Genomic DNA, 19,334 nt, shown 5'->3' with positions numbered 1-19,334 from the left:
GCGTCGTAAAGGTTCCCCGGCCTGATCGGTTGATGATAATCGGCGTGATGTTCGTTACGCTGTTGCGTTCCGCACCGGTCACCGTCAGCCATGCGTCCCTGAGCATTTCGCTTATTGCCTGCTGAGCGCTTTCACGGGGCCCTGTGTGGCTACCTGCCCCCAGCGTCTCGAGATTGAGCAGCAACACCATTTTGCACTGTGCCGCACTGGCTGACTCCCACAGCCAGCGTAACAGCGTCGGTGGTGAACTCTGTCGGGCCTGCTGGCGCTCCCGCGAATATTCGCCAATACGCTGCCAGACTTCGGTGTGCAAACGCAAAATCAATGATCGGTGATCGGCTATGCTCTCGCGGTACGGCAATCCCAGCGTAAAGCTGAACGCCGCCAGCCGTGGGTAATGGTCTACAGCCTGTTGTAAAAAAGCGCGTATATTCGGCGCATCCGCAACGTTACCGGCAGTTGGCACGGGTGAATAGTGATTCATAATAGTGTTCTCAATGTTGAGCCGGCGAAGGCGTAGTACAGTGATGAAGAAATTTTAAATGACCGGGTATGGCTGGTTAGAAGCGGTCCTGCATCTCAGGACAAATGCTCACTCACTCGCTTTTGGTGGACGATTTGCTTTATCCTGTTGAAGATAAAACCCTGATTAGCCGTGTGAGCGATAACAATGAATAACGTCAATAATTACCCTGTTGAGGCGTTTCCGCCTTTTTTACGCGATGCAATAACCGCGTTTCATGAAGACACACAAATCCCCATTGAGATGATCGGCAGTACGGTTCTGGCGGCTTTTGCTCTGGCCCTGCAGCCTCTGATTGACGTTGCCTCTCCTTTCGGAAATAAAAAGCCGGAACCTTGCTCACTGTATTTTCTGGTACTGGCAAAATCGGGTGAAGGAAAGAGCCCGGTGCGCGAATGCATCATGGAGCCCTTCGAGAATTTTGCAGCAGAAATGCATGCTGAATATGAAGCCCTGTTTGATGTTTATAAAAAGAACCATGCTATCTGGTCTTCAAAAGAAAAAGCGCTCAACCGTAGTTTTCAGAAAGCCGCTAAACACGGTGGAGACAGTGACATTGAGGAATTATTGCTTCGCGAACACCAGGCCGCTGAGCCAACAAAACCCAGAGCATTTGAAATGTTCTATGAAGATGCCACACCCGAAGGGATTATTCAGGGGTTAAAGGAATACCCTTATGCAGGGGTATTTGCTGATGAAGCGATTACCTTCTTTACCGGCCACCTGAAAAACAACCTGGGCCTGCTTAACAAAATCTGGAAAAATGAACCCCTTTCGCTCTCCCGGAAAAAAGACGGTAATATCCGACTCAATGCATACCTGACCTTTTTACTCATGGTGCAACCTGAGATATTTGACGAATATTTAGAGAAACATGGCAGACGCGCTGTTTCCAGTGGATTTCTGGCCCGATTTCTTTTTACGCATACGGCGAGCACTATCGGGCAACGGAAAATAAATTTACATCAGGAGAAATCGAAAAATGCTTTTGAGTCCCTTCACAGAGGTTTTAACCGCATCCTTCAGGAGCAAAAGAAGCACTTTTATGATAATACAGACGCTAAAAAAACGTTAGCACTGTCAGACAATGCGAAAAGATTATTTGAAGATAAAATAAGTCACTATCAGTCACTCATTGGTGAGAATCAGCCCCTGGAGCATATTGCGGAATTCGTATCAAAAGCAGGTAGTCATGCAATACGTATTGCTGCTTTATTTAGCTTCAGTTCAAAAGAAGGTATCCCTGAGAGTACGCTGAAGGATGCCTTTACTCTTACTGAATGGCATCTTGACCAGGCCGACAGGTATTTTTACGTTCTGAGCGAGCAGTATCAGTTACAGCAGGATGTGTATGCGTTATTTGACTGGATAAAAAACAGATTTAATGACCCTAAAGGGAAAATTGAAGTTTCCGCTAATCAATACGGTGGTATTCGGGAGGTAGAACTTGGGAAGTGGCAGCCATTTTTAAAAAATGAGATAATGACTAGCGGCCCCGCCAGGCTACGAAAGATTGATAATCTAATGCCAGTACTAAATCAGCTTATCCAGCTTGGGTTGATTGTCACCCTGTGCTATCCACCACAACGAGCACTTTATATCGCGGTAGCACAAGAAGGGCCATATAATTATATTCACCCCCTCTATCCATTTTTCCCACAATACCATATTATCGACAGAAAAAATAATACCACACCACCACTTAGTGATTATGATTTAACCAGACTGCAATGGCAATAGTTGTTGCTGATATGTTACATAATAACGTAAGGGTAGTATGCGCGGTCAGTCCGACAGACGCGGTATCACTTACCGTCAGAAGTCAGCCTCAAAAGACATCTGACTTCTCTCTTGTACATGCTAAAGATGCTAAAATTTAGTTTTTTAGCATCTTTAGCTGTATGATGTGAAAAATTACACACTAAAATCGTACATATTTCACTCAACGGTAAGCTATGAGGACTCCTGTCAGTCTTGCCTTCGGTGGCCGCTACACCATGTCTAAATGTTAAATGAATGTTACGCAAGCTAACAAAAAGAACATTATTTTGCTCAGTGCCGTTTCTCTGCGTTATTGCACATTTGATTATTTAACTCACTATCCGTTCAGGATTAACATTCTGCATCGCTTGTTATCCACTCCAACTTGCATTATTCAATGCGGTATTGGTGAGATACCTGTGTGGTACATATAAAATAACCACGCAGGCTCTCATTATAAACTATAGCCAGCAGAATAATTAACGTATGCATTTATACGGAGTTTTACTGGCGAGGATAACAGACAGGGTTATTTAAAAGTTTAAACGCCACAGGGAAGCTTACAGGAGGTTTAATGACATGATATTATTCATGCAACAGAATCCATTACGCACGGGATTCAGTAATACGTTTCTGTACCCAGGCCTCGACTTCACTTTGTAACCAGCGTGAACTACGCCCCAGCTTAATCGGTTTAGGGAACTCACCCAGTGAAATCAGTTTATAAAACCATTTATCACTCAGCCCGGTGAATTCAGTGATAAAAACCATATCGACCATTTTGTCGTTCAGCAGGCCAGCAGTATTATTCAGCATTGTCATGACGTGTCTCTCTGTCTTAAGGGAATGGAAGACAGAAGCACCGGGATGTACTGATTTATCGTTATCCAGGCACTCTGTCATAACATATCCCCTGACAGTAAAAAAATACTCATCGGGTTAATCAGTACTGACTACACCCGAAGTTACGCTGACCGTCTGAATAGTCTTTACTGTGAACTTTAGCCAGGTAGTTGATGTGATTAATCGCAGTCTGGTAATCAGAATCAAAGCTCGACTTGCGGGTATTTAACTGGTAATAGCAGTTCGTCGAAGGGAATGAGACGAGTGAATAATACTCCTCCGTGTTGTTGAAGCCATAAGGATCCAGTGTACGCCCCCAGGCTTCCATTATCATAAAGGCCAGGTTATGTTTATACTTATCGTTTTTACGGTAATAACTACCCGGGTAACCGTAGGTGTCTTTGTTAAACAATAAGACCAGGTGATAATGTTTTTTACCCGTACAACCGAATTCACGGACCCATGCGAACCTGACCCGACAATGGTGGAGTCTTTTCCCTTCCTTCTGTTTACGACGCAAGTCAGCGGATATCTGTGCTTTCAGGGATACGATGAATCGGGTAATGACCGTAGAATCGTAATCGTCATCCGGGAGTTTAAGATCGACCCTGACTACCAGGAGTCTTGGATATTCACTTAACGCTTTGTCTAAGGTGGCTCTCAGTCGTTTTACGTGTTCTTTATTCAGAAAGTAATAGCTCTCGATATTGATACTCATTGGTAGCTCCTGTGTTATATATTCAAACAATAACCTGAGCATGTAATAATTTACTATTGAAATGAAGTAATGGTGATTAACGAGAGGATATGCAGAGAGTAACGTAATACCAATGGTTTATAGAATTACCAGCATGAATAGCTAGCGGAGCATATACACCAACTGTATACCACAGGGGTGATATAGAGTGAATACATTACACTCATACCCTACCGATGGTAAACGTTATACCAAACCGACAATAACACTTATAGAATAACAATAATTTCCACTATAATCAGGAGATAATAACACTTACTGTTAAGCAGTAATAATACTTGTACTGAATGATGATAATAACCTCTGTACGAAGTCAATAATAACACTTGTACTATATAGTAATATTATCAACCCGACAGTTAAAAGAAGTAATGACACTTAAATTACAATAGAAGAAGGAAATTATTAAAACATCAAACATTTAATAAAATAGCCATTGATTATCACTCTCAAGTTAGCATTTGCTTTACGTATAATTAAATACACCGAAATAACATGAAAATAATGCGTCAACTCTACTTAACCAGCACCCCTCTGACAGAGGTTGAAAATTTACATCCAACGAAATTTAAGACCTATATTACCAATGTGATAACGTCATTCAGGACTCCGACTGAACAGCATATTGCACATTCCTGACTGACACTCTTGACGACGCCCCTCTTCCGTTGCTTTTGAATAGTATCGTACTGTCCTTCTTTTTACAGGTGATGTAATGAATGAATTAAGAATATCGCGTCTGGTTTGTCTGGTGATGGCTCTGTTCCCGGCATTATGGGGGATTTTCAGCTTTATGAATAATATTGCTGATTTTGCTGGTACCGCCCAGAATGCGGTGGAGCCGATGTTGTCAATGAAAGATACCTGGAACGTTCCAGGTCAAGCGTGGAGGGCGGTAAACTTACCTGAGGCGCCGTATATCGGTCTGGCTGTCATCACCACAATAGAGACGCTGGCCGGTGTCCTGGCTTCTGTCGGTTTGATTTTAATGCTTAAGAACTTTACTCAGTCGTATCAACAATTCTCGACCGGGAAGGCGTGGGCCATGGCGGGTGCGACATGCGCCATTCTTGTGTGGGGCGTTGGCTTTATGGTGGTGGCCGGTGACTGGTTTATGGCCTGGCAGGCAAAAGAAAATCCACTTTCCACGCAACTGGGAGCACTGCTTTATATGGTACCCAACACGCTCGCTCTGCTCGTTTTTTTGAGTCACAAAGAATGAACGTAGTGCCATGCGAGGTGGTTGCGTCGACATGACTGTAACCCTGTTTTCCTTATCAGCCAGGCTCTCTGGCTGATACAACCATGAACTTGTTGTAAACCACAGTACCGGGTCAATAATCAAAGAACATCATTGGATGAAATACGTATTTCCTTTTTCCGGTGCGGATAAAACCTGCCGTATGGCATTGACGTCGATGCGCTGTATACAGCAATGACCTCCCGCAGCTTAATGTCATGGTCAGTCACCGGTACGCGATGTCTTTTTCGCCATGTACATGGCCTTATCCGCGAAATTCAGCAGCGAATCCGCATCCTGCGCATCCAGAGGAAATATGGATATGCCAATACTGCCGGAAATACTGATAACGTGATCATCAATCAGAAACGACTGTGTAAGCGCCGCCGCCATGTTATCGATAATTGGCCTGAGGATAATTTCCCCTTTATTTAAGCCCGGCAGCAGCGCAATAAACTCATCCCCGCCCAGACGGGCAAGCGTGTCCTCTTCCCGCAGGCAGCTTTGCAGACGAAATCCGACAAGACGAAGCAGTTCATCCCCTACCGCATGCCCGTAAACATCATTCACTGGTTTAAAGCGATCAAGATCGACAAACAGAAGCGCCACCTCTTTTTCGCAGGTTATGGCCTGCGTGATTGCCAGCTCAAGACGATTCACCAGCAACCGGCGATTGGGCAATCCCGTCAGTGAATCAAAATTCGCATGCAGCCACGCCATATGTTCACGCTGCTTTCGGTCGGTAATATCGCGGATAAAGGCCGAGAAAAGCTGCCTGCCGGACTGCTGGTACGGCCATATTGACAGCTCAATCGGGAAGGGCCCTTTTTCACGGTGCAGGGCAGTGATTTCAATCGTCCGGTTCAGAATATCAGACGGCTGTGAAGCCTGATAACGCATCAGCCCCCGCTTGTGCTGTTCGCGGAACGCCTCCGGAATAATCATCTCACTCAGGTCGCTGCCAATGGCTTCGTCGGCACGCCAGCCAAACATCCTCTCAGCGGCATGGTTCCAGTTAATCACTTCCCCACTCAAATCAATGGTGATCACCGCATCCTGTGCCGTTTCGACCAGCTGGCGATGGTTCTGCTCACTTTCCTGCAGCGCCTCCTGCATGGTTTCAATCTGCGTAATGCTTTCCTGAAGCTCACGATGCACTTCGGCCAGGGACAGGGAAAAGAAGCGTATTCTTTCCTCGACCGTCATGCTCTTCATCTCTTCGTATAAATCATTAGCGGTTCGTTGAGCCATCGCGGGTCCCTGTCCATTCGCATTTTTTCTCAGTATACGCGCAAAATTGACGTTGAAAAACCAGCGTCCCCTGAGGGTGAGTGTCAGCCATATCATTCATTTTTTCACCAGCCAGTCCGGTTAATCATTAACCTTCGTCGCGCAAGCCATCATTCGCTTTTCTTCGCTGTTCTGCCGACCAAAAAATTTGCTGAACGGAACGATGTAGCACATACTTATAAAAACACTAAAATTAAACATATCTAAATGATTATTTTAGATAAATAACTATTTTTATCAAAATGATTCATAAATAAATCCTTTGATATAAGGCCATGACTACTGTAAATTTACTGATAAAATCATGTTATTGACCTTTCAGGATGACAGAAATGGAGTCGATTAACCTGCCAAAACTGCACGCCCGTAGTGTTCGTGAAGCTCTCTTTTATCTGCACGATCATCGTGAACACGTCGCCATCACCGGGTGCAACCTGACGGAGCTCAATGAGAAGATCCACCACTTCTTCTATGAAACCGTGCTCTATGGTGAAGGGGCTGAAGCGCTGAAGGGCGTTGATTACGAACTGCAGCCGGAGCATGTACCTTACCTTCTGATGGTCAGGCGGGATGAATAGGCCAGAGCGGCCATCGATAATAAATATTTCGCATGGATTGCTGAGGACGACCTGGCTGGTATGTTTGTCTGGTTCCATTTTCTGGAATTACTGCACAATGGTGGCCACCTGAATATTACGGGTAATGAAGATGACAAACCGGATCTGAATGACTGGACAAGAGCAGATGATTTAAATATTGTTCACCCTGACACGCCGGAGGAAAGGCTACTGGCTATCCAGAATATTTTTGATACTTCACCTTCACCCTGTAAGACAAAAATCAGAATCATTTCTGAATTAAACCTGGAGTGGGCATCCGTTGCACCAAAAATCAGAAAACGCTTTCGGTTTTTATTTAAAGATAAAGTAGTTATCCAGGAAGTGATTAAAGAGGTTATGGAGTGTGCTATTGATGAGGGACTGCCGTCATTCGGCGTGAAGTGTATTAAACCTGATTCTGTACGACTGGCGCTTCCCTGTATGTACCATTTTTGTGAGCACCGCGACCGTTCAGTACTCAGGAAACTGAGCCGGATTTATTCGGTAAAGAAATATCAGGAAAAGAATAAAGAAAAACAGCTGGTCACGCTGTTGCTGGATCCAGAAGTAAAAGACATGCTGGATGAAATCGCGGAAATCAGGGGTATCAGCCTGCATAAGCTGATTACGCACTGGACCCGACGGCACTACGGTACCCTCAGAAAACCCGTACAGTAACGGATATATCCGCTTTCAAAAAAATCTCAGATATATATCACCTCAGTGAATTCCCTCCCGTTTACTTCGAGCAGGCTATCCCCACCGGATGGCCTTTTTTCATTCAGAGGCCGATATGAAACATCCCTCAGGCTATGCCCTTATCCGTCGTCATCTGCGGCGTTATCCACACGCGCTGCGCCAGCATCTGTTGCAGGAGCTCAACCGGCTCGTTACGTATGAACCTGTGATTGGCATTATGGGGAAAACTGGCGTCGGCAAATCCTCACTGTGCAATGCGCTGTTTCGTAGCGAAGTCTGCGCCGTTAATGCCGTGGAAGCCTGTACCCGCCAGCCACAGCGTGTCCGGCTGCGTTTCGGTAATCACTTCCTGACGCTGGTTGATTTACCCGGTGTGGGCGAGAGTGTTACCCGTGATGGTGAATACCGTGAACTGTATCGTGACCTCATGCCACAACTCGATTTGGTGCTGTGGGTGCTCAAGGCCGATGACCGGGCTTATGCGGTGGAAGAGCAGTTTTATCAGGACGTCTTCGCGCAGTTCAGTGGACCGCTACCGCCGGTGTTGTGGGTACTCAATCAGGTGGATAAAACCGAACCTGCCGAGCAATGGAACTGGCTATCGGCCCGGCCCTCAGCATTACAGGCAGAACGTATTGCGCAGAAGCAGCAGGCCGTGGCGCGTCAACTGGGGATTGCTGAGCAGGATATTCTTCCGGTCTCCGTCCGGGGGCGTTACCGTCTGTCACGTCTGGTGGAGGCCATGATTATCCGGCTCCCAAAGCAGGCCCGCAGTCCGCTTGTGCCGCACCTGCAGAACGGGTATCGCACTACCAGTATCATCAGCACCGCCAGCAGCAGCTTTGGTGATGCCGTGGTGGAGGTTATCGATAAGGTCATTGACCTGGCCCCGCTGCCGCAGGTGGCCCGTTCGGCGCTGCATGCCGTCACCCACACCGTCGCCCGCGCGGCACGCTCCCTGTGGGGATTTTTCTTCGGTTAGATAAACATCGTCGTTGTTGTCGATAAGCGTTTTTGCTTCATCACGATCAATTTCGTCGATCGAACAGATCGATATTCATCACTGTACCTGATAAGCCCCGCAGTTACATAATTCACGGGGAACCGTGTCATTACGTTATTTCTTCATTAAAAATCAATGCGATGAATCGCAGGTTTTACCACGTCTTAAGGAGGTAACACATCACGTCTTTCCACCCCGCCAGTTGACTATTAATGCACCGACCAGCACACATAAGGACAATCAATGAACAAACCTGTTCTGATACCGGCGCTCATGCTCGCTGCGCTGACACCCGCTGTATCTCATGCCTTTGGCAATCACGATGCCTGGACCAGCGGCTTCGCACAGGGTACGGCGGAATACACCATCCTCGGCAAGGGGCAGTCACAGCTGTATCTCGCCTGCGACAGCTCCGGCTCACAGGCCGCCACCATCATCTTCACCGACGTCAGAGGTCACCAGGTCAGTATGGACAGCGGCCAGACCCTGACCATGAAAATCGATAACGCTGAAGAAGCTGATATCAGCGAGAGCGACTCTCACGTGGGGGAAGACAACCTGATGTGGGCGTGGAACCAACTGCGCACCGGTAAACGCGTGGTCGTCTCCGGTTCAGGTGCAAAACCTGCCGTCTTCACGCTGAAAGGTGCTGCCGGAGTAATCCCAGCATTCGGCGATAACGGCTGCGTAGCAAAATTTGACGTGCAGTAATCCCTTATTCACCCCACTCATTTTTATCAACCCACGGTATAACAAGGAAAACTCCAGTGACCGATATTTCGACACTCAGCCAGCGACTGGCAACCCCAACCCTGCATTTTGTACTGCTTACTGTCGCCACCTGCGGCATCTGGCCGCTGCTCTGGCTGTACCGAAAGCAGCAGATTATCAGCGATACCACCGGTTACCCGGTAAGCAGTGATATCTTCGTTATCTGGCTGGCCGTCTGCTTCGGACTCGGGCGGCAGTTCGGCGTGATGGCCTCACCGGACCTGGCGGGGTACGACACGGGCAGCGACACGCTGCTGGCTTTAAGCGGTATTCTGTCGCTCGCCTGTGGCGTGATGTACATCGTCTGGGCCTTTAAGGCCAGAGCCGCGCTACGCCACTATGCGCTGAACACCTTCCGCTTCGACCTGAAGATGAACGCGTTCTATACCGTCGCTTTTAACATTTTCTACATCACGTACTGCATCAACGACATGCCGCAGGCGCTGGCGAAACACCGGATTATTCATGGTCAGGCTCCCGTGCCGCCAGAGTCTCCGTCCGCGCAGTAACGTCCTGCTCTCTCTTCTTTACCCGGCAGGGGCATCAGCGAATGCCCCCATCCGTCCGGCTCCCTCCGGGATTTAACTCAATGATATTACTTAAAATGGTGCTCAATGCCCTGCGCCAGGTGCTGACGTGGTGCGCCAGCAGCCGGGCACAGCAGTTTGTGGAAGACCACTTCCGTGAAGAAGGCTACGACGAAGACAGTATTTATATCGCCAGACAGACTGCAACCCTGCTCGCAGGTGCCTTAATCGCGGCCCTGATGGAGCAGATACTGCAGCTTATTGCCACACACTTAACCCACTGATGCCCTGCTCACTGAGCGGGGCATTTTGTTTTATGACGCTTATCAGGAGTTCAGGATGCTCAACACTGACGATACCAGGCTACCGGCCGGTCCGTTTACCCGCAGGCAGGCCGATGTCGTGGTAGCGGCGTATCAGAACGTCGCGATTGAAGATGACCAGGGTACGCATTTTCGGCTGGTCATTCGCGACCATGAAGGGCAGTTGATCTGGCGGGCGTGGAATTTTGAAGCCAGTGCCGGGGAATGGCTTAACCGCTATCTGGTCAGCCACGGGGTCAGAAACCGATAAAAAAGTGCCGGTATGGAGGCTACCGGCGGCTATATGACACATCAGTTTGTCCCGATCTGAGGCCGGGTGAGCCGCACTATAAAGCATCACCCTGAACCCCGCGACACAAATCAGCAATAGCGCACGAAATGAATAACAGCGCCCGGGCTCACCGCCTGTGGTGCTTTTTTATGCCGTTAAATCAACCATAAGGAATTTTAAATGCGATTAGCCAGCCGCTTCGGACGGACAAATCAGATCCGCCGCGATCGTCCGTTAACCCGTGAAGAACTGATGCAGCATGTTCCCAGCGTTTTCGGAGAAGACAAGCACGAATCCCGCTCTGAACGTTACAGCTATATACCGACCATTACCCTGCTGGAGAACCTGCAGCGCGAAGGTTTTGAACCTTTTTTTGCCTGCCAGTCGCGCGTTCGTGATCCTGAACGTCGGGAACATACCAAACACCTGCTGCGTCTGCGCCGGGCGGGCCAGATAAACGGTCAGCATGTACCGGAAATCATCATTTTGAATTCGCATGATGGAGCGTCGAGTTTTCAATTACTTCCAGGAATATTCAGAAGCGTATGTACAAATTCTCTCGTCTGCGGACAGTCGTTTGGCGAAATCAGAGTTCCGCATCGCGGCGATATTGTCGGGAAAGTGATTGAGGGGGCTTACGAAGTCCTCGGCGTTTTTGACCGGGTGGAAGAGAAGCGAGAGGCCATGCGGTCACTTCGGCTATCAGCACCGGCACAACATGCCCTGGCGAACGCCGCACTCCAGTACCGTTTTGGCGAAGAGCACCAGCCGGTAACGGCATCGCAGATACTGACGCCCCGACGCCATGAAGACCGCCAGAACGACCTGTGGACAACGTACCAGAGGCTGCAGGAGAACCTGCTGAAAGGCGGCCTGCCCGGACGTACCGCGAAGGGCAAACGCAGTCACACCCGCGCGGTTAAAGGCATCGATGGCGACGTGAAACTCAACAGGGCCCTCTGGGTGATGGCGGAAAGTCTGCTGGAGACGCTGAAGTAATGCCGCACATCCCCGAAGGCGTGATTCAGGTGGCGCCATATCCGCTTTCACTGACCCACCGGACAGGTTGCCGCTCCATCTCTGATGACGACCTGTGCGCCTGGTGTGCACATCTTCTCTACCGACCCGGTGAGCTCAGCCTGTGCAGCTTAAGTCTTCCCGAAGGCCTCTGGCCATCACGCTGTGATGAAGATGGCTATGCGCAGTCCTGCCCGTCACTCCAGCTAAACCAGCATCCCCGGCCCGATAAATAAACAAGGAAAAACGACTATGACCGACATTATCAACCTTAACGATACCCTCCCGTTACAGACACAACCTGCCGGTACCGGCTCTGCACCCGCGCTGACCGCCACCCTTGTCCCGGACGAGCAGCGCGTGGAGTTCTGGCCTGAGCACTTCGGGCGCATACCGCAGTGGATAATCCTCGAACCGACCGTCTTCGCCTGGATGGACCGCTTCTGTGCTGACTACAACGGCGGCATCTGGCAGTTTTACACGCTGAGCAACGGTGGCGCGTTTATGGCCCCGGAAGCTGACGACAATACTGATGAACAATGGTCCCTGTTCAACACCATGAACGGTAACGGCGGTGAGCTCAGCAGCGAGGCCGCCGGGATTGCCGTCTGTCTGATAGCGTACAGCCACCACGCCATGCGCACCGAATGCGACGCCATGACGGAGCACTACTACCGCCTGCGGGACTACGCGCTTAACCACGCGGAGTGTAACACCATCATGCACATCATCGACTGAGGGATGCCGCTATGGAACAACAGTTACCGCTGTTTGCCCGCGAATTAGCCCCTGCCGACCAGCAAACCATCAGGGAGGCCTTAACCCTGCTGGCGTGCCAGCTACGCGAGCCCGGCGCGGCATTTACCTCCAGCCATGCCGTCCGCGACTGGCTGCGTCTGCAGCTTGCGTCACTGGAGAGGGAAGAATTTACCGTCCTCTTTCTCGATAACCAGCATCGCCTGATAGCCCACGACACGCTCTTCACCGGCACCATCAACCATACGCAGGTCCATCCCCGCGAAGTGGTGAAGGCCGGTCTGAAGCATAACTGCGCCGCTGTCATTCTTGCCCATTGCCACCCATCCGGACTCGCCGAACCCAGCAAGGCCGACCAGCGCATTACCGAACGTCTGAAGCAGGCACTGGACCTGGTCGATATTCGCCTGCTGGATCATCTGGTCGTCGGTGGTATGGAGATCACCTCGTTTGCAGATCGTGGCTGGCTGTAGCACAACTGGAGAATAACCCGATGAAAATAATCAGCAAACGTCAGGCGATGGCGATATACCGCCAGTATCCGCAATCCCGGTTGTTTCGCTTCTGCACGGGTAAATACACATGGTCCGGCAGCATCTGCCACTACGCTGGTCGTGAGGTCCAGGATATCAGCGGTGTGCTCGCGGTCTTCGCGGAGCGCCGTCAGGACCGCAACGGCCCCTATGTCGTATTGCGCAGCGTCACGTTGAATTAACGTTAATTTAAGGAAAGCTAAATTGTCGAATAAAATACCGGCAGTAAACCACGATATCACTGAGCCCTGGTGGGGGCTTAAACGCAATATCACGCCCTGTTTTGGCGCTCGCCTGGTGCAGGAAGGCAACCGGCTGCACTATCTCGCCGATCGCGCCAGTATCACCGGGCAGTTTAGCGACGCGGATTTGCGCCATCTCGACCAGGCGTTTCCGCTGCTGCTCAAACAGCTGGAGTTGATGCTGGTTTCCGGTGAACTCAATCCCCGCCATCAGCACTGTGTCTCGCTCTGTGCAAAAGGGCTGGTATGCGAGGCGGATACCCTCGGTTCGCACGGGTACATCTATCTCGCGATTTATCCAGCGCCAGCGACAACCGCATAAACCTTCTTTCTGATTACCCTCGTTTTTACCCATCAACAAAGAGTTCCTGTGATGAAAATTTATCCTGTATCCGCAAAACGGGCCGCTGAGATTGAGCGGTTATCGCATGTGTCACCGATTGCCGTGTGGCAGCGCCTCCTGACATATCTGCTGGACCGTCACTACGGCCTGACGCTCAACGACACGCCGTTTAGCGATGACGGCGTTATCCAGGAATGCATTGACGCCGGTGATTCGCTGGTTGACGCCCTGAACGAGGTGGCTGAAGACAACGAGCTGGAGCGCATTGATGATCGGGGAAAATCGTTCCTGTCCGTCTCTCCGCTGCTCACACCCACAGATATCCTGAGCGCCCAAAACGCAGTGGGTCTGGCTGGCAGCAACGTCAATCTCATGATCAGCGGTCAATCGTCAGTCAGAAGCTGACTACCCACCATCACACCTTCGCCTCGTACAGGCAGGCGATCCGCCGCGCCAGTATCCGTTGTCGTAACGGCTGGCGTTTCTATATTAACGGAGTAAACCAATGCAAACCCAATCTGGATCCTCCACGCGGGAGGCAGCGACACACCTGTCACCAGTCGATATCTGGCAGCAATTACTGAGCCACCTGCTGGATCGTCACTATGGACTTACGCTTAACGACACGCCATTCGGCAACGATGGCGTGATTCAGGAGCATATCGACGCCGGTATCTCACTGTGCGACGCGGTGAACTTTATCGTGGAGAAATACGACCTGGTTCGTACGGACCATCGCGGTTTCAGCACCGAAACACAGTCGCCGCTTCTCACCAATATCGATATTCTCCGCGCCCGCAAAGCCACCGGGCTGATGACCCGCAACGATTACAGAACGGTGACTGACATCACCACCGGTAAATACCGCGAGGTGCAACTATGAAGCTCTCCGTCACAGTGGAAGCCGATACCATTAACGTACTGGCCCTCAATATGGGCCGGATCGCTGTAGACATTGACGGTATTGAACTGACCGACCTGATCAATGTGGTCTGTGACAACGGTTGCACGCTGCGGATCGCCGATGAACCGGGTAAGGCAATCGTTGAATCACCACTGCCGCCCTTTACGTCATTACCGGGGATCTGCTGCAGTACCGCGCATATCACGGCGGAAGACAATTCGCTGCTGTATACGCTGTCGCACCAGGATATTGATTTCGGCGAATCTGAATGGATCCATTTTTCTGGCTCCGGCTACCTGATCCGCCTGGAGGCGTGGTCGTTTCCGGTCTTACGCCTCAAACGTCTCGGCCTGTCGAAAGCCTGCCGCCGGTTAGTGGTGACGCTTATGCGTCGCTACGCCATTGGTATTATTCATCTGGATGCCTTTGGTGAATTACTGCCGGGATTCGCCACGTTTGACTGGTAGCTCCACCTCAAAAACATTAAGGAAAATTTATGCTGGCATTAACCACCGAAGCTGCTCTCAACATTCTGGTTGAATGGCTTCAGGACAACATCAGTTGTGACACTGATCTTATTTTCGACAACGACGAAGACAGGACGGATTCTGCAACCCTGTTACCCAGGATAGAACAGGCGCGAAAGGATGTCTGCGCACTGCGCCAGTTAAGGGCATTGCTGGTTCCTGGAACAGGCTATGTCCGTTAAACAACGTAAGCACCAGCGTAGCGGGCGGGCGTTTTCCATCAGCAACAGGTATAACCGTTCACTCACCTTCCGGGTATTCGCGAATTCCACAGGCTAACCTTGCACCTTCGACACCACGGTAGAGAAGTAAATTTTACAAACCAGCTTCAGGAGGAAAAACACATCGCTCAGGCTGCTTATGCCGGGCAGTAACTGGCGAAAGGCTATCCGTGTGCGAAAGCAGATACGCAACGCTTGCTGGTGACTGACCTTACGCCGGTACAGCCCGAGAAAATGACGGCTCTCTACAAGTGCATGCCTGACCAGAGCGCGTCGGGTAGCACGGTGCTGCTGTTGTGCACTGAGCACGAGAATATCGGTAATCACGTCAATATAGCTGGCAGCCCGGATATCGTAATAATCCTGCCGGTGGGTAATTGACGCGGGGTTGCTGATATAGGTGTAGTCCCTGCGGTCGGCAAAATAAAACCGTCCGTTTCCGGCTCCGAGGTGGATGGTCCAGAGAATGTCTTTATGGCTTTTGCCTTCCTGGAATCGCAGGCCATGCTTACGGATATACGCCGAACGGGTGAGCTGCAGCCACAGGTAATGCGGCCATTCCCGCTGTTTCACGCAATGGCGTATCCACTCCTGACCGGTGAGCGACTGACCATAAGGCTGTTTGCGGTGTACGGGGGAGCGCTGATGACCGGCACTGTCTGCCCGCCAGCCACTGAACACGGCAACATCAGCCTTAGCTTCACGGGCAGTTCGTAGTCGTTCCTGCAAAAATCCGTCCGCTATCTGGTCATCGGCATCCAGAAATACCACCCATTCACCGCCGTGCACCGACAGCGCGGCGTTACGTGCGGCATATACGCCCTGATTTTCCTGATGAATAAGCATCAGCCGCTCATCGCTTATGGCACTGAGTATGGTCCACGTATCGTCGGTAGAGCCGTCATCCACGACAATCACCTCCATGCGGAGTGTTTGTTCGCTCAGGAGTTTATGTACCAGATAACCGATGGTGGCCTGCGCATTGAAGGCCGGGATAATGACGCTGACATCAATTTCAGGCTTCATACCGGCTACGCTTTCCCTTCGCTGTCATCTTTCTGACGCCTGACGGGGAGAATGTGTTTTTCCCTGATTTCCTGCCCGGTATCAAATAGGCACTCGTCGCAGAATTCTTTATCGAGCCCGAAAATCCGGTCCAGAACACACCTTTTCTTATTACAGCGTGCGCATCTTTTCATCACATATCCGTTACGTTATTTAGCTGCCCTGTTCTCAGGACAAAAGGCGGTCGCCCCTCGTTAAGACAGGAAATGGATTGATAAACAATCAGTTAAATTCGTTTACGGGATTGTGGCACAGGGATAACCAGGCTGAATAATTCATTTTGCAGATCAATTTTCGAAAATCGATCGGTTACATCGATCGATGTTCCCACTCCCGTTTTACCCGCTATCCCATTGAACCTACTGACGCATAACCCCCGGCCCGCATTCGTTGCGCGTTGCGGGCCTTTCTATTTATGGAGATTTAAAATGCAGACTGAAGCAGAAGTATTAACCGACCATACCGACGTGATTTGCTCCACCAGCATTGAACGCATCGTCAGCGGACGTAATGCCGCACTGGCACAGATTGAGACGCTGATACAGCAGCTTGACGATATTTCTGCACTAACCGACAGTATTGGCGGGGGCAAAGCGAATGAATGGGGGGTGCGGCAATACCGTTATGACTGCTGGCTGATGGAGAGCCCCGAAATCGCGATGAAGGCGATCACCCGCAATATTGATCGTGGTATATGGCGAGAGCTGATGCAACAGTCCGGAATGCTGAGCCTGATGGACGCGCAGGCCCGTGATGAATGGCACAACAGCCTGGAAAAGGAGGATATTCCGGCTGTCAGTGAAGAGAATATCCTTAGCACGTTTGAGCAATTGCATCTAAATAAAGGCGAGGTGTTTGAGCGCGGTGTGATCAATGTGTTCAAAGGATTATCGTGGGATTTTAAGACGAACTCGCCCTGTAAATTTGGTACGAAAATTATCGTCACAGGGCTGGTCAAATGTGACCGGTGGGGATTTGGGCTTAACTGGGGCTGGCAGCGTGACCGCCTGGCAGACCTTGAGCGTATGCTGATGCTTCTGGATGGGAAGCCGGTTCCTGACAACCGCGCTGACGTTACCCGCCGCCTGGGCGATCATATCCATGAAAACCGGCACAGTACCCGCTATGAAGATGAGATGTTTACGATCAAATACTTTCAGAAGGGAACAGCCCATATCAGCTTCAAACGCCCCGAGCTGGTCGATAAACTGAATGACATCATCGCCCGGCATTATCCGGGGACGCTGGCAGATAGGTAATATGGCTGTCGTGTGTTTGCTGTTAAATTTGTCGCATTTTTGCTATGCTCATAAAACAAACAAAGGAGGAAAACATGACGACCAAAGCCCGTATACAGTCACGACTGAAACGTTCGAAGCGCTATGTTTTCACTCGTGATGACTTCAAAGACATTGCTGGCTACGATCAGATTGGCAGAGCATTGCGAACCCTGGTTAAAGAAGGCGTGCTACTGAAAGTCGGTTATGGCGTATACACCAAAGCCCGCCGCAACAGTATCACCGGTAAGCTGATGCCAGCATCGCCCGGTGGTTCCGCAGCGGTAATCGTTGAAACGCTGGATCGACTGAAGGTAAGTTATCGTGTTACCGACGCGACACTGGCATATAACAGCGGTAAGTCTACGCAAATTCCTGTTTCGGCAGGGATAAAAACACCATCGCGTTTTAAACGCGTATTGTCGGTAGGAAACAGCAAACTGAATGGATAATCTCAACACTCTTTTTTCTGAAGTAGCGGATGCGCTCGGCATTGAGTCTGTCGCTATTGTGGAAAAAGATCATTATATCGTTGAGCTTCTGGCTCTGCTTAAGCCATTGTCGTTCGATACTCACCAACTGGTATTCGCAGGCGGTACTGCCCTGGCAAAATCCGGGGTGGAGCTGAACCGTATGTCGGAAGATGTTGATATAAAACTGGTTCCAACAATTGCCTTCATGGCACTGTCGCGTAACCAGCGGAAGGTCACCCGTAAAGCGGTTATTCAGTCAATCATCGACGCAATAACCGCTACCGATATGTTCAGCGCTGATGATGACCAGCAAGTGACCCGTGATGAGTATCGCTATAATGATATTCCAGTTCGCTATCCCCAGCGTCTGGCACAGGAACCCTGCCTGCGGCCTTTCATTAAACTGGAGCTGATGGAGTCCGACTTGCTGGAATCCGCAGAAGCACGGGATATTCACTCACTGGCAACCAGGCTGCTGAAAAAGCCACCAGTCGTTCAGGCCTTTCCTTCCGTCACCATAACCAGTACACAGGCAGAGAAATTAGTGGCGATGTTGCGACGGACAGCCGCTGTCATTCGCGATGTTGAACGTTTTGACGACACCACGCTGGTTCGCCATATCTACGATACCTGGTGCATTATTAACGCTGGTCATGTCGATATGACACTGCTGCCTGTTTTTGTTGAGAGAACCATCAATCAGGATATCCAGCGTTACGGTAACCAGTACCCACAATTTTGCGACTCGCCTGTCACAGAGCTGAAACTGGGGCTGGAGGAACTGGCGAACAATCCTGTTCATCAGGAACGTTATCAGCAATTTGTTGCACCAATGGTATTTGGCAAACAAGTCACCTGGGCAGAGGCTTATGGCAGCTTCAGACAAGTGGCACTTTCCATTTTAGACACTCTGCCTGCGAGGTAGTGCTGCATAATCAAAGTTCGATTCCGTTCTTCAGCACATCGAACTGGTTGCAATAAAACGGGGTTGCCGGGCTGTATGGTCATATCAACTCATCCCCGAAACATCATTAGCACAAAGTGAAAAACAACTGTGAATTTTATCGGGGTTGCTTTAACGTACGCTACTGGAGATAACAGTCCGGATACAGTGTATGGAATACGAGTGGCGCTTGATTCGATTCCGTCAGCGGCCCCACACTGTCATCTCCAGCTATGACAGTCTGAGCCCTGAAAAACTCCCGTTCGACCTCCTGTTTTGAGGATTTTTATCAGGGGGCCCTCAAGGGGGCCACTATGTTTTCAAAACAGACAGTAACCCATATAAATCAAGGCGATTACACAGCCAGTTTCATTCCGAGTCCGGGCACCACCCTATTATCAATGGACGTCAACCGACGTCCATTTT

At 50.1% G+C, this 19,334-nt stretch carries 27 protein-coding genes; 22 read left to right on the top strand and 5 right to left on the bottom strand.

All coding sequences use genetic code 11. The annotated features are described in order from the left end of the window. The coding region (locus AAIR21_RS25985; protein ID WP_434682599.1) for a DUF3296 domain-containing protein at positions 1-484 on the bottom strand (484 nt) is incomplete at its 3' end. A 186-nt stretch (positions 485-670) separates the two neighbouring features. Here AAIR21_RS25985 and AAIR21_RS25980 point away from each other — a divergent pair. Further along, complete coding sequence (locus tag AAIR21_RS25980; RefSeq protein ID WP_434682597.1) at positions 671-2,263, top strand: YfjI family protein; 1,593 nt, start codon at positions 671-673, stop codon at positions 2,261-2,263. A gap of 627 nt (positions 2,264-2,890) precedes the next feature. Here AAIR21_RS25980 and AAIR21_RS25975 read toward each other — a convergent pair. Next, the gene (locus tag AAIR21_RS25975) at positions 2,891-3,106 is read right to left on the bottom strand and encodes a helix-turn-helix transcriptional regulator (protein WP_434682595.1); all 216 of its coding nucleotides are present in this window, start codon (positions 3,104-3,106) and stop codon (positions 2,891-2,893) included. A gap of 121 nt (positions 3,107-3,227) precedes the next feature. Beyond that, positions 3,228-3,845, bottom strand: coding sequence for an inovirus Gp2 family protein (locus tag AAIR21_RS25970; RefSeq protein ID WP_434682594.1), 618 nt, complete (start codon positions 3,843-3,845; stop codon positions 3,228-3,230). 754 nt (positions 3,846-4,599) lie between these two features. Between AAIR21_RS25970 and AAIR21_RS25965 the strand changes: the two genes are divergently transcribed. Beyond that, positions 4,600-5,106 carry a DUF2165 family protein gene (locus AAIR21_RS25965; protein ID WP_434682593.1) on the top strand — a complete coding sequence of 169 codons (507 nt, stop codon included), beginning with the start codon at positions 4,600-4,602 and terminating at the stop codon, positions 5,104-5,106. Between the two features lie 240 nt (positions 5,107-5,346). On the opposite strand, the gene AAIR21_RS25960 is transcribed toward AAIR21_RS25965, so the two are convergent. Beyond that, positions 5,347-6,375 (bottom strand): diguanylate cyclase domain-containing protein, encoded by a 1,029-nt coding sequence (locus AAIR21_RS25960; protein ID WP_434682592.1) that lies wholly within the window; start codon positions 6,373-6,375, stop codon positions 5,347-5,349. 371 nt (positions 6,376-6,746) lie between these two features. Between AAIR21_RS25960 and AAIR21_RS25955 the strand changes: the two genes are divergently transcribed. From AAIR21_RS25955 to AAIR21_RS25875, 17 genes are all read left to right on the top strand, one after another. Further along, entirely contained in the window at positions 6,747-6,992 is a 246-nt protein-coding gene (locus tag AAIR21_RS25955; protein ID WP_434682591.1) for a hypothetical protein, read from the top strand. A gap of 60 nt (positions 6,993-7,052) precedes the next feature. Then, positions 7,053-7,691 (top strand): CopG family transcriptional regulator, encoded by a 639-nt coding sequence (locus AAIR21_RS25950; RefSeq protein WP_434682590.1) that lies wholly within the window; start codon positions 7,053-7,055, stop codon positions 7,689-7,691. Between the two features lie 115 nt (positions 7,692-7,806). Continuing rightward, positions 7,807-8,694 carry a GTPase family protein gene (locus AAIR21_RS25945; RefSeq protein WP_434682588.1) on the top strand — a complete coding sequence of 296 codons (888 nt, stop codon included), beginning with the start codon at positions 7,807-7,809 and terminating at the stop codon, positions 8,692-8,694. Between the two features lie 264 nt (positions 8,695-8,958). Continuing rightward, positions 8,959-9,426 carry a hypothetical protein gene (locus tag AAIR21_RS25940; protein ID WP_434682587.1) on the top strand — a complete coding sequence of 156 codons (468 nt, stop codon included), beginning with the start codon at positions 8,959-8,961 and terminating at the stop codon, positions 9,424-9,426. A gap of 56 nt (positions 9,427-9,482) precedes the next feature. Beyond that, positions 9,483-9,995, top strand: coding sequence for a DUF4234 domain-containing protein (locus tag AAIR21_RS25935; RefSeq protein WP_434682586.1), 513 nt, complete (start codon positions 9,483-9,485; stop codon positions 9,993-9,995). An 80-nt stretch (positions 9,996-10,075) separates the two neighbouring features. After that, the gene (locus AAIR21_RS25930) at positions 10,076-10,297 is read left to right on the top strand and encodes a hypothetical protein (protein WP_434682584.1); all 222 of its coding nucleotides are present in this window, start codon (positions 10,076-10,078) and stop codon (positions 10,295-10,297) included. Between the two features lie 55 nt (positions 10,298-10,352). Further along, on the top strand, positions 10,353-10,586 hold the full coding sequence (locus AAIR21_RS25925) for a DUF905 domain-containing protein (protein WP_434682583.1): 234 nt from the start codon (positions 10,353-10,355) through the stop codon (positions 10,584-10,586). Positions 10,587-10,787: 201 nt separating this feature from the next. Beyond that, positions 10,788-11,606 (top strand): DUF932 domain-containing protein, encoded by an 819-nt coding sequence (locus AAIR21_RS25920; RefSeq protein WP_434682582.1) that lies wholly within the window; start codon positions 10,788-10,790, stop codon positions 11,604-11,606. Beyond that, positions 11,606-11,860 (top strand): hypothetical protein, encoded by a 255-nt coding sequence (locus AAIR21_RS25915; RefSeq protein ID WP_434682581.1) that lies wholly within the window; start codon positions 11,606-11,608, stop codon positions 11,858-11,860. The genes AAIR21_RS25920 and AAIR21_RS25915 overlap by 1 nt, the downstream gene beginning before the upstream one ends. A 16-nt stretch (positions 11,861-11,876) precedes the next feature. Next, on the top strand, positions 11,877-12,362 hold the full coding sequence (locus tag AAIR21_RS25910) for an antirestriction protein (RefSeq protein WP_434682580.1): 486 nt from the start codon (positions 11,877-11,879) through the stop codon (positions 12,360-12,362). 11 nt (positions 12,363-12,373) lie between these two features. After that, entirely contained in the window at positions 12,374-12,853 is a 480-nt protein-coding gene (radC, locus tag AAIR21_RS25905) for a RadC family protein (protein ID WP_434682579.1), read from the top strand. A gap of 20 nt (positions 12,854-12,873) precedes the next feature. Continuing rightward, positions 12,874-13,095, top strand: a complete 222-nt coding sequence (locus tag AAIR21_RS25900) for a DUF987 domain-containing protein (protein WP_434682578.1) — start codon at positions 12,874-12,876, stop codon at positions 13,093-13,095. Positions 13,096-13,117: 22 nt separating this feature from the next. Next, the gene (locus tag AAIR21_RS25895) at positions 13,118-13,477 is read left to right on the top strand and encodes a type IV toxin-antitoxin system YeeU family antitoxin (protein ID WP_434682577.1); all 360 of its coding nucleotides are present in this window, start codon (positions 13,118-13,120) and stop codon (positions 13,475-13,477) included. 51 nt (positions 13,478-13,528) lie between these two features. Further along, entirely contained in the window at positions 13,529-13,903 is a 375-nt protein-coding gene (locus tag AAIR21_RS25890) for a TA system toxin CbtA family protein (RefSeq protein WP_434682575.1), read from the top strand. Positions 13,904-14,003: 100 nt separating this feature from the next. Continuing rightward, positions 14,004-14,381 carry a TA system toxin CbtA family protein gene (locus tag AAIR21_RS25885; protein WP_434682574.1) on the top strand — a complete coding sequence of 126 codons (378 nt, stop codon included), beginning with the start codon at positions 14,004-14,006 and terminating at the stop codon, positions 14,379-14,381. Further along, positions 14,378-14,869 (top strand): DUF5983 family protein, encoded by a 492-nt coding sequence (locus AAIR21_RS25880; protein ID WP_434682572.1) that lies wholly within the window; start codon positions 14,378-14,380, stop codon positions 14,867-14,869. The genes AAIR21_RS25885 and AAIR21_RS25880 overlap by 4 nt, the downstream gene beginning before the upstream one ends. 29 nt (positions 14,870-14,898) lie before the next feature. Then, positions 14,899-15,111 carry a hypothetical protein gene (locus tag AAIR21_RS25875; RefSeq protein ID WP_434682571.1) on the top strand — a complete coding sequence of 71 codons (213 nt, stop codon included), beginning with the start codon at positions 14,899-14,901 and terminating at the stop codon, positions 15,109-15,111. A 93-nt stretch (positions 15,112-15,204) separates the two neighbouring features. Here the strand turns inward: AAIR21_RS25875 and AAIR21_RS25870 are convergent, their stop codons facing one another. Next, positions 15,205-16,176: a glycosyltransferase gene (locus AAIR21_RS25870; protein ID WP_434682570.1), complete on the bottom strand. Its 972-nt coding sequence runs from the start codon at positions 16,174-16,176 to the stop codon at positions 15,205-15,207. 467 nt (positions 16,177-16,643) lie between these two features. Here AAIR21_RS25870 and AAIR21_RS25865 point away from each other — a divergent pair, with 467 nt between their 5' ends. From AAIR21_RS25865 to AAIR21_RS25855, 3 genes are all read left to right on the top strand, one after another. Beyond that, positions 16,644-17,474: a DUF4942 domain-containing protein gene (locus tag AAIR21_RS25865; RefSeq protein WP_434682568.1), complete on the top strand. Its 831-nt coding sequence runs from the start codon at positions 16,644-16,646 to the stop codon at positions 17,472-17,474. A 74-nt stretch (positions 17,475-17,548) separates the two neighbouring features. After that, on the top strand, positions 17,549-17,944 hold the full coding sequence (locus AAIR21_RS25860) for a DUF6088 family protein (RefSeq protein WP_434682566.1): 396 nt from the start codon (positions 17,549-17,551) through the stop codon (positions 17,942-17,944). After that, positions 17,937-18,890, top strand: a complete 954-nt coding sequence (locus AAIR21_RS25855; RefSeq protein ID WP_434682565.1) for a nucleotidyl transferase AbiEii/AbiGii toxin family protein — start codon at positions 17,937-17,939, stop codon at positions 18,888-18,890. Before AAIR21_RS25860 ends, AAIR21_RS25855 begins: the two co-directional genes overlap by 8 nt. Positions 18,891-19,334: the final 444 nt, after the last annotated feature.

The organism is Enterobacter sp. PTB, assembly GCF_051130085.1.
In the GTDB taxonomy this organism is placed as follows: domain Bacteria; phylum Pseudomonadota; class Gammaproteobacteria; order Enterobacterales; family Enterobacteriaceae; genus Enterobacter; species Enterobacter ludwigii.
Note: the sequence above shows the minus strand (reverse complement) of the source record. Positions and strands in the feature narration are given on the sequence as shown.

Coding starts and splice junctions, on each gene's coding strand:
- AAIR21_RS25960 (WP_434682592.1), bottom strand. CDS start 6,375: ATGGCTCAACGAACCGCTAATGATTTATACGAAGAGATGAAGAGCATG.
- AAIR21_RS25945 (WP_434682588.1), top strand. CDS start 7,807: ATGAAACATCCCTCAGGCTATGCCCTTATCCGTCGTCATCTGCGGCGT.
- AAIR21_RS25890 (WP_434682575.1), top strand. CDS start 13,529: ATGAAAATTTATCCTGTATCCGCAAAACGGGCCGCTGAGATTGAGCGG.
- AAIR21_RS25885 (WP_434682574.1), top strand. CDS start 14,004: ATGCAAACCCAATCTGGATCCTCCACGCGGGAGGCAGCGACACACCTG.
- AAIR21_RS25870 (WP_434682570.1), bottom strand. CDS start 16,176: ATGAAGCCTGAAATTGATGTCAGCGTCATTATCCCGGCCTTCAATGCG.
- AAIR21_RS25950 (WP_434682590.1), top strand. CDS start 7,053: ATGTTTGTCTGGTTCCATTTTCTGGAATTACTGCACAATGGTGGCCAC.
- AAIR21_RS25875 (WP_434682571.1), top strand. CDS start 14,899: ATGCTGGCATTAACCACCGAAGCTGCTCTCAACATTCTGGTTGAATGG.
- AAIR21_RS25910 (WP_434682580.1), top strand. CDS start 11,877: ATGACCGACATTATCAACCTTAACGATACCCTCCCGTTACAGACACAA.
- AAIR21_RS25940 (WP_434682587.1), top strand. CDS start 8,959: ATGAACAAACCTGTTCTGATACCGGCGCTCATGCTCGCTGCGCTGACA.
- AAIR21_RS25980 (WP_434682597.1), top strand. CDS start 671: ATGAATAACGTCAATAATTACCCTGTTGAGGCGTTTCCGCCTTTTTTA.
- AAIR21_RS25915 (WP_434682581.1), top strand. CDS start 11,606: ATGCCGCACATCCCCGAAGGCGTGATTCAGGTGGCGCCATATCCGCTT.
- AAIR21_RS25855 (WP_434682565.1), top strand. CDS start 17,937: ATGGATAATCTCAACACTCTTTTTTCTGAAGTAGCGGATGCGCTCGGC.
- AAIR21_RS25880 (WP_434682572.1), top strand. CDS start 14,378: ATGAAGCTCTCCGTCACAGTGGAAGCCGATACCATTAACGTACTGGCC.
- AAIR21_RS25865 (WP_434682568.1), top strand. CDS start 16,644: ATGCAGACTGAAGCAGAAGTATTAACCGACCATACCGACGTGATTTGC.
- AAIR21_RS25930 (WP_434682584.1), top strand. CDS start 10,076: ATGATATTACTTAAAATGGTGCTCAATGCCCTGCGCCAGGTGCTGACG.
- AAIR21_RS25970 (WP_434682594.1), bottom strand. CDS start 3,845: ATGAGTATCAATATCGAGAGCTATTACTTTCTGAATAAAGAACACGTA.
- AAIR21_RS25925 (WP_434682583.1), top strand. CDS start 10,353: ATGCTCAACACTGACGATACCAGGCTACCGGCCGGTCCGTTTACCCGC.
- radC (WP_434682579.1), top strand. CDS start 12,374: ATGGAACAACAGTTACCGCTGTTTGCCCGCGAATTAGCCCCTGCCGAC.
- AAIR21_RS25975 (WP_434682595.1), bottom strand. CDS start 3,106: ATGACAATGCTGAATAATACTGCTGGCCTGCTGAACGACAAAATGGTC.
- AAIR21_RS25920 (WP_434682582.1), top strand. CDS start 10,788: ATGCGATTAGCCAGCCGCTTCGGACGGACAAATCAGATCCGCCGCGAT.
- AAIR21_RS25965 (WP_434682593.1), top strand. CDS start 4,600: ATGAATGAATTAAGAATATCGCGTCTGGTTTGTCTGGTGATGGCTCTG.
- AAIR21_RS25955 (WP_434682591.1), top strand. CDS start 6,747: ATGGAGTCGATTAACCTGCCAAAACTGCACGCCCGTAGTGTTCGTGAA.
- AAIR21_RS25860 (WP_434682566.1), top strand. CDS start 17,549: ATGACGACCAAAGCCCGTATACAGTCACGACTGAAACGTTCGAAGCGC.
- AAIR21_RS25900 (WP_434682578.1), top strand. CDS start 12,874: ATGAAAATAATCAGCAAACGTCAGGCGATGGCGATATACCGCCAGTAT.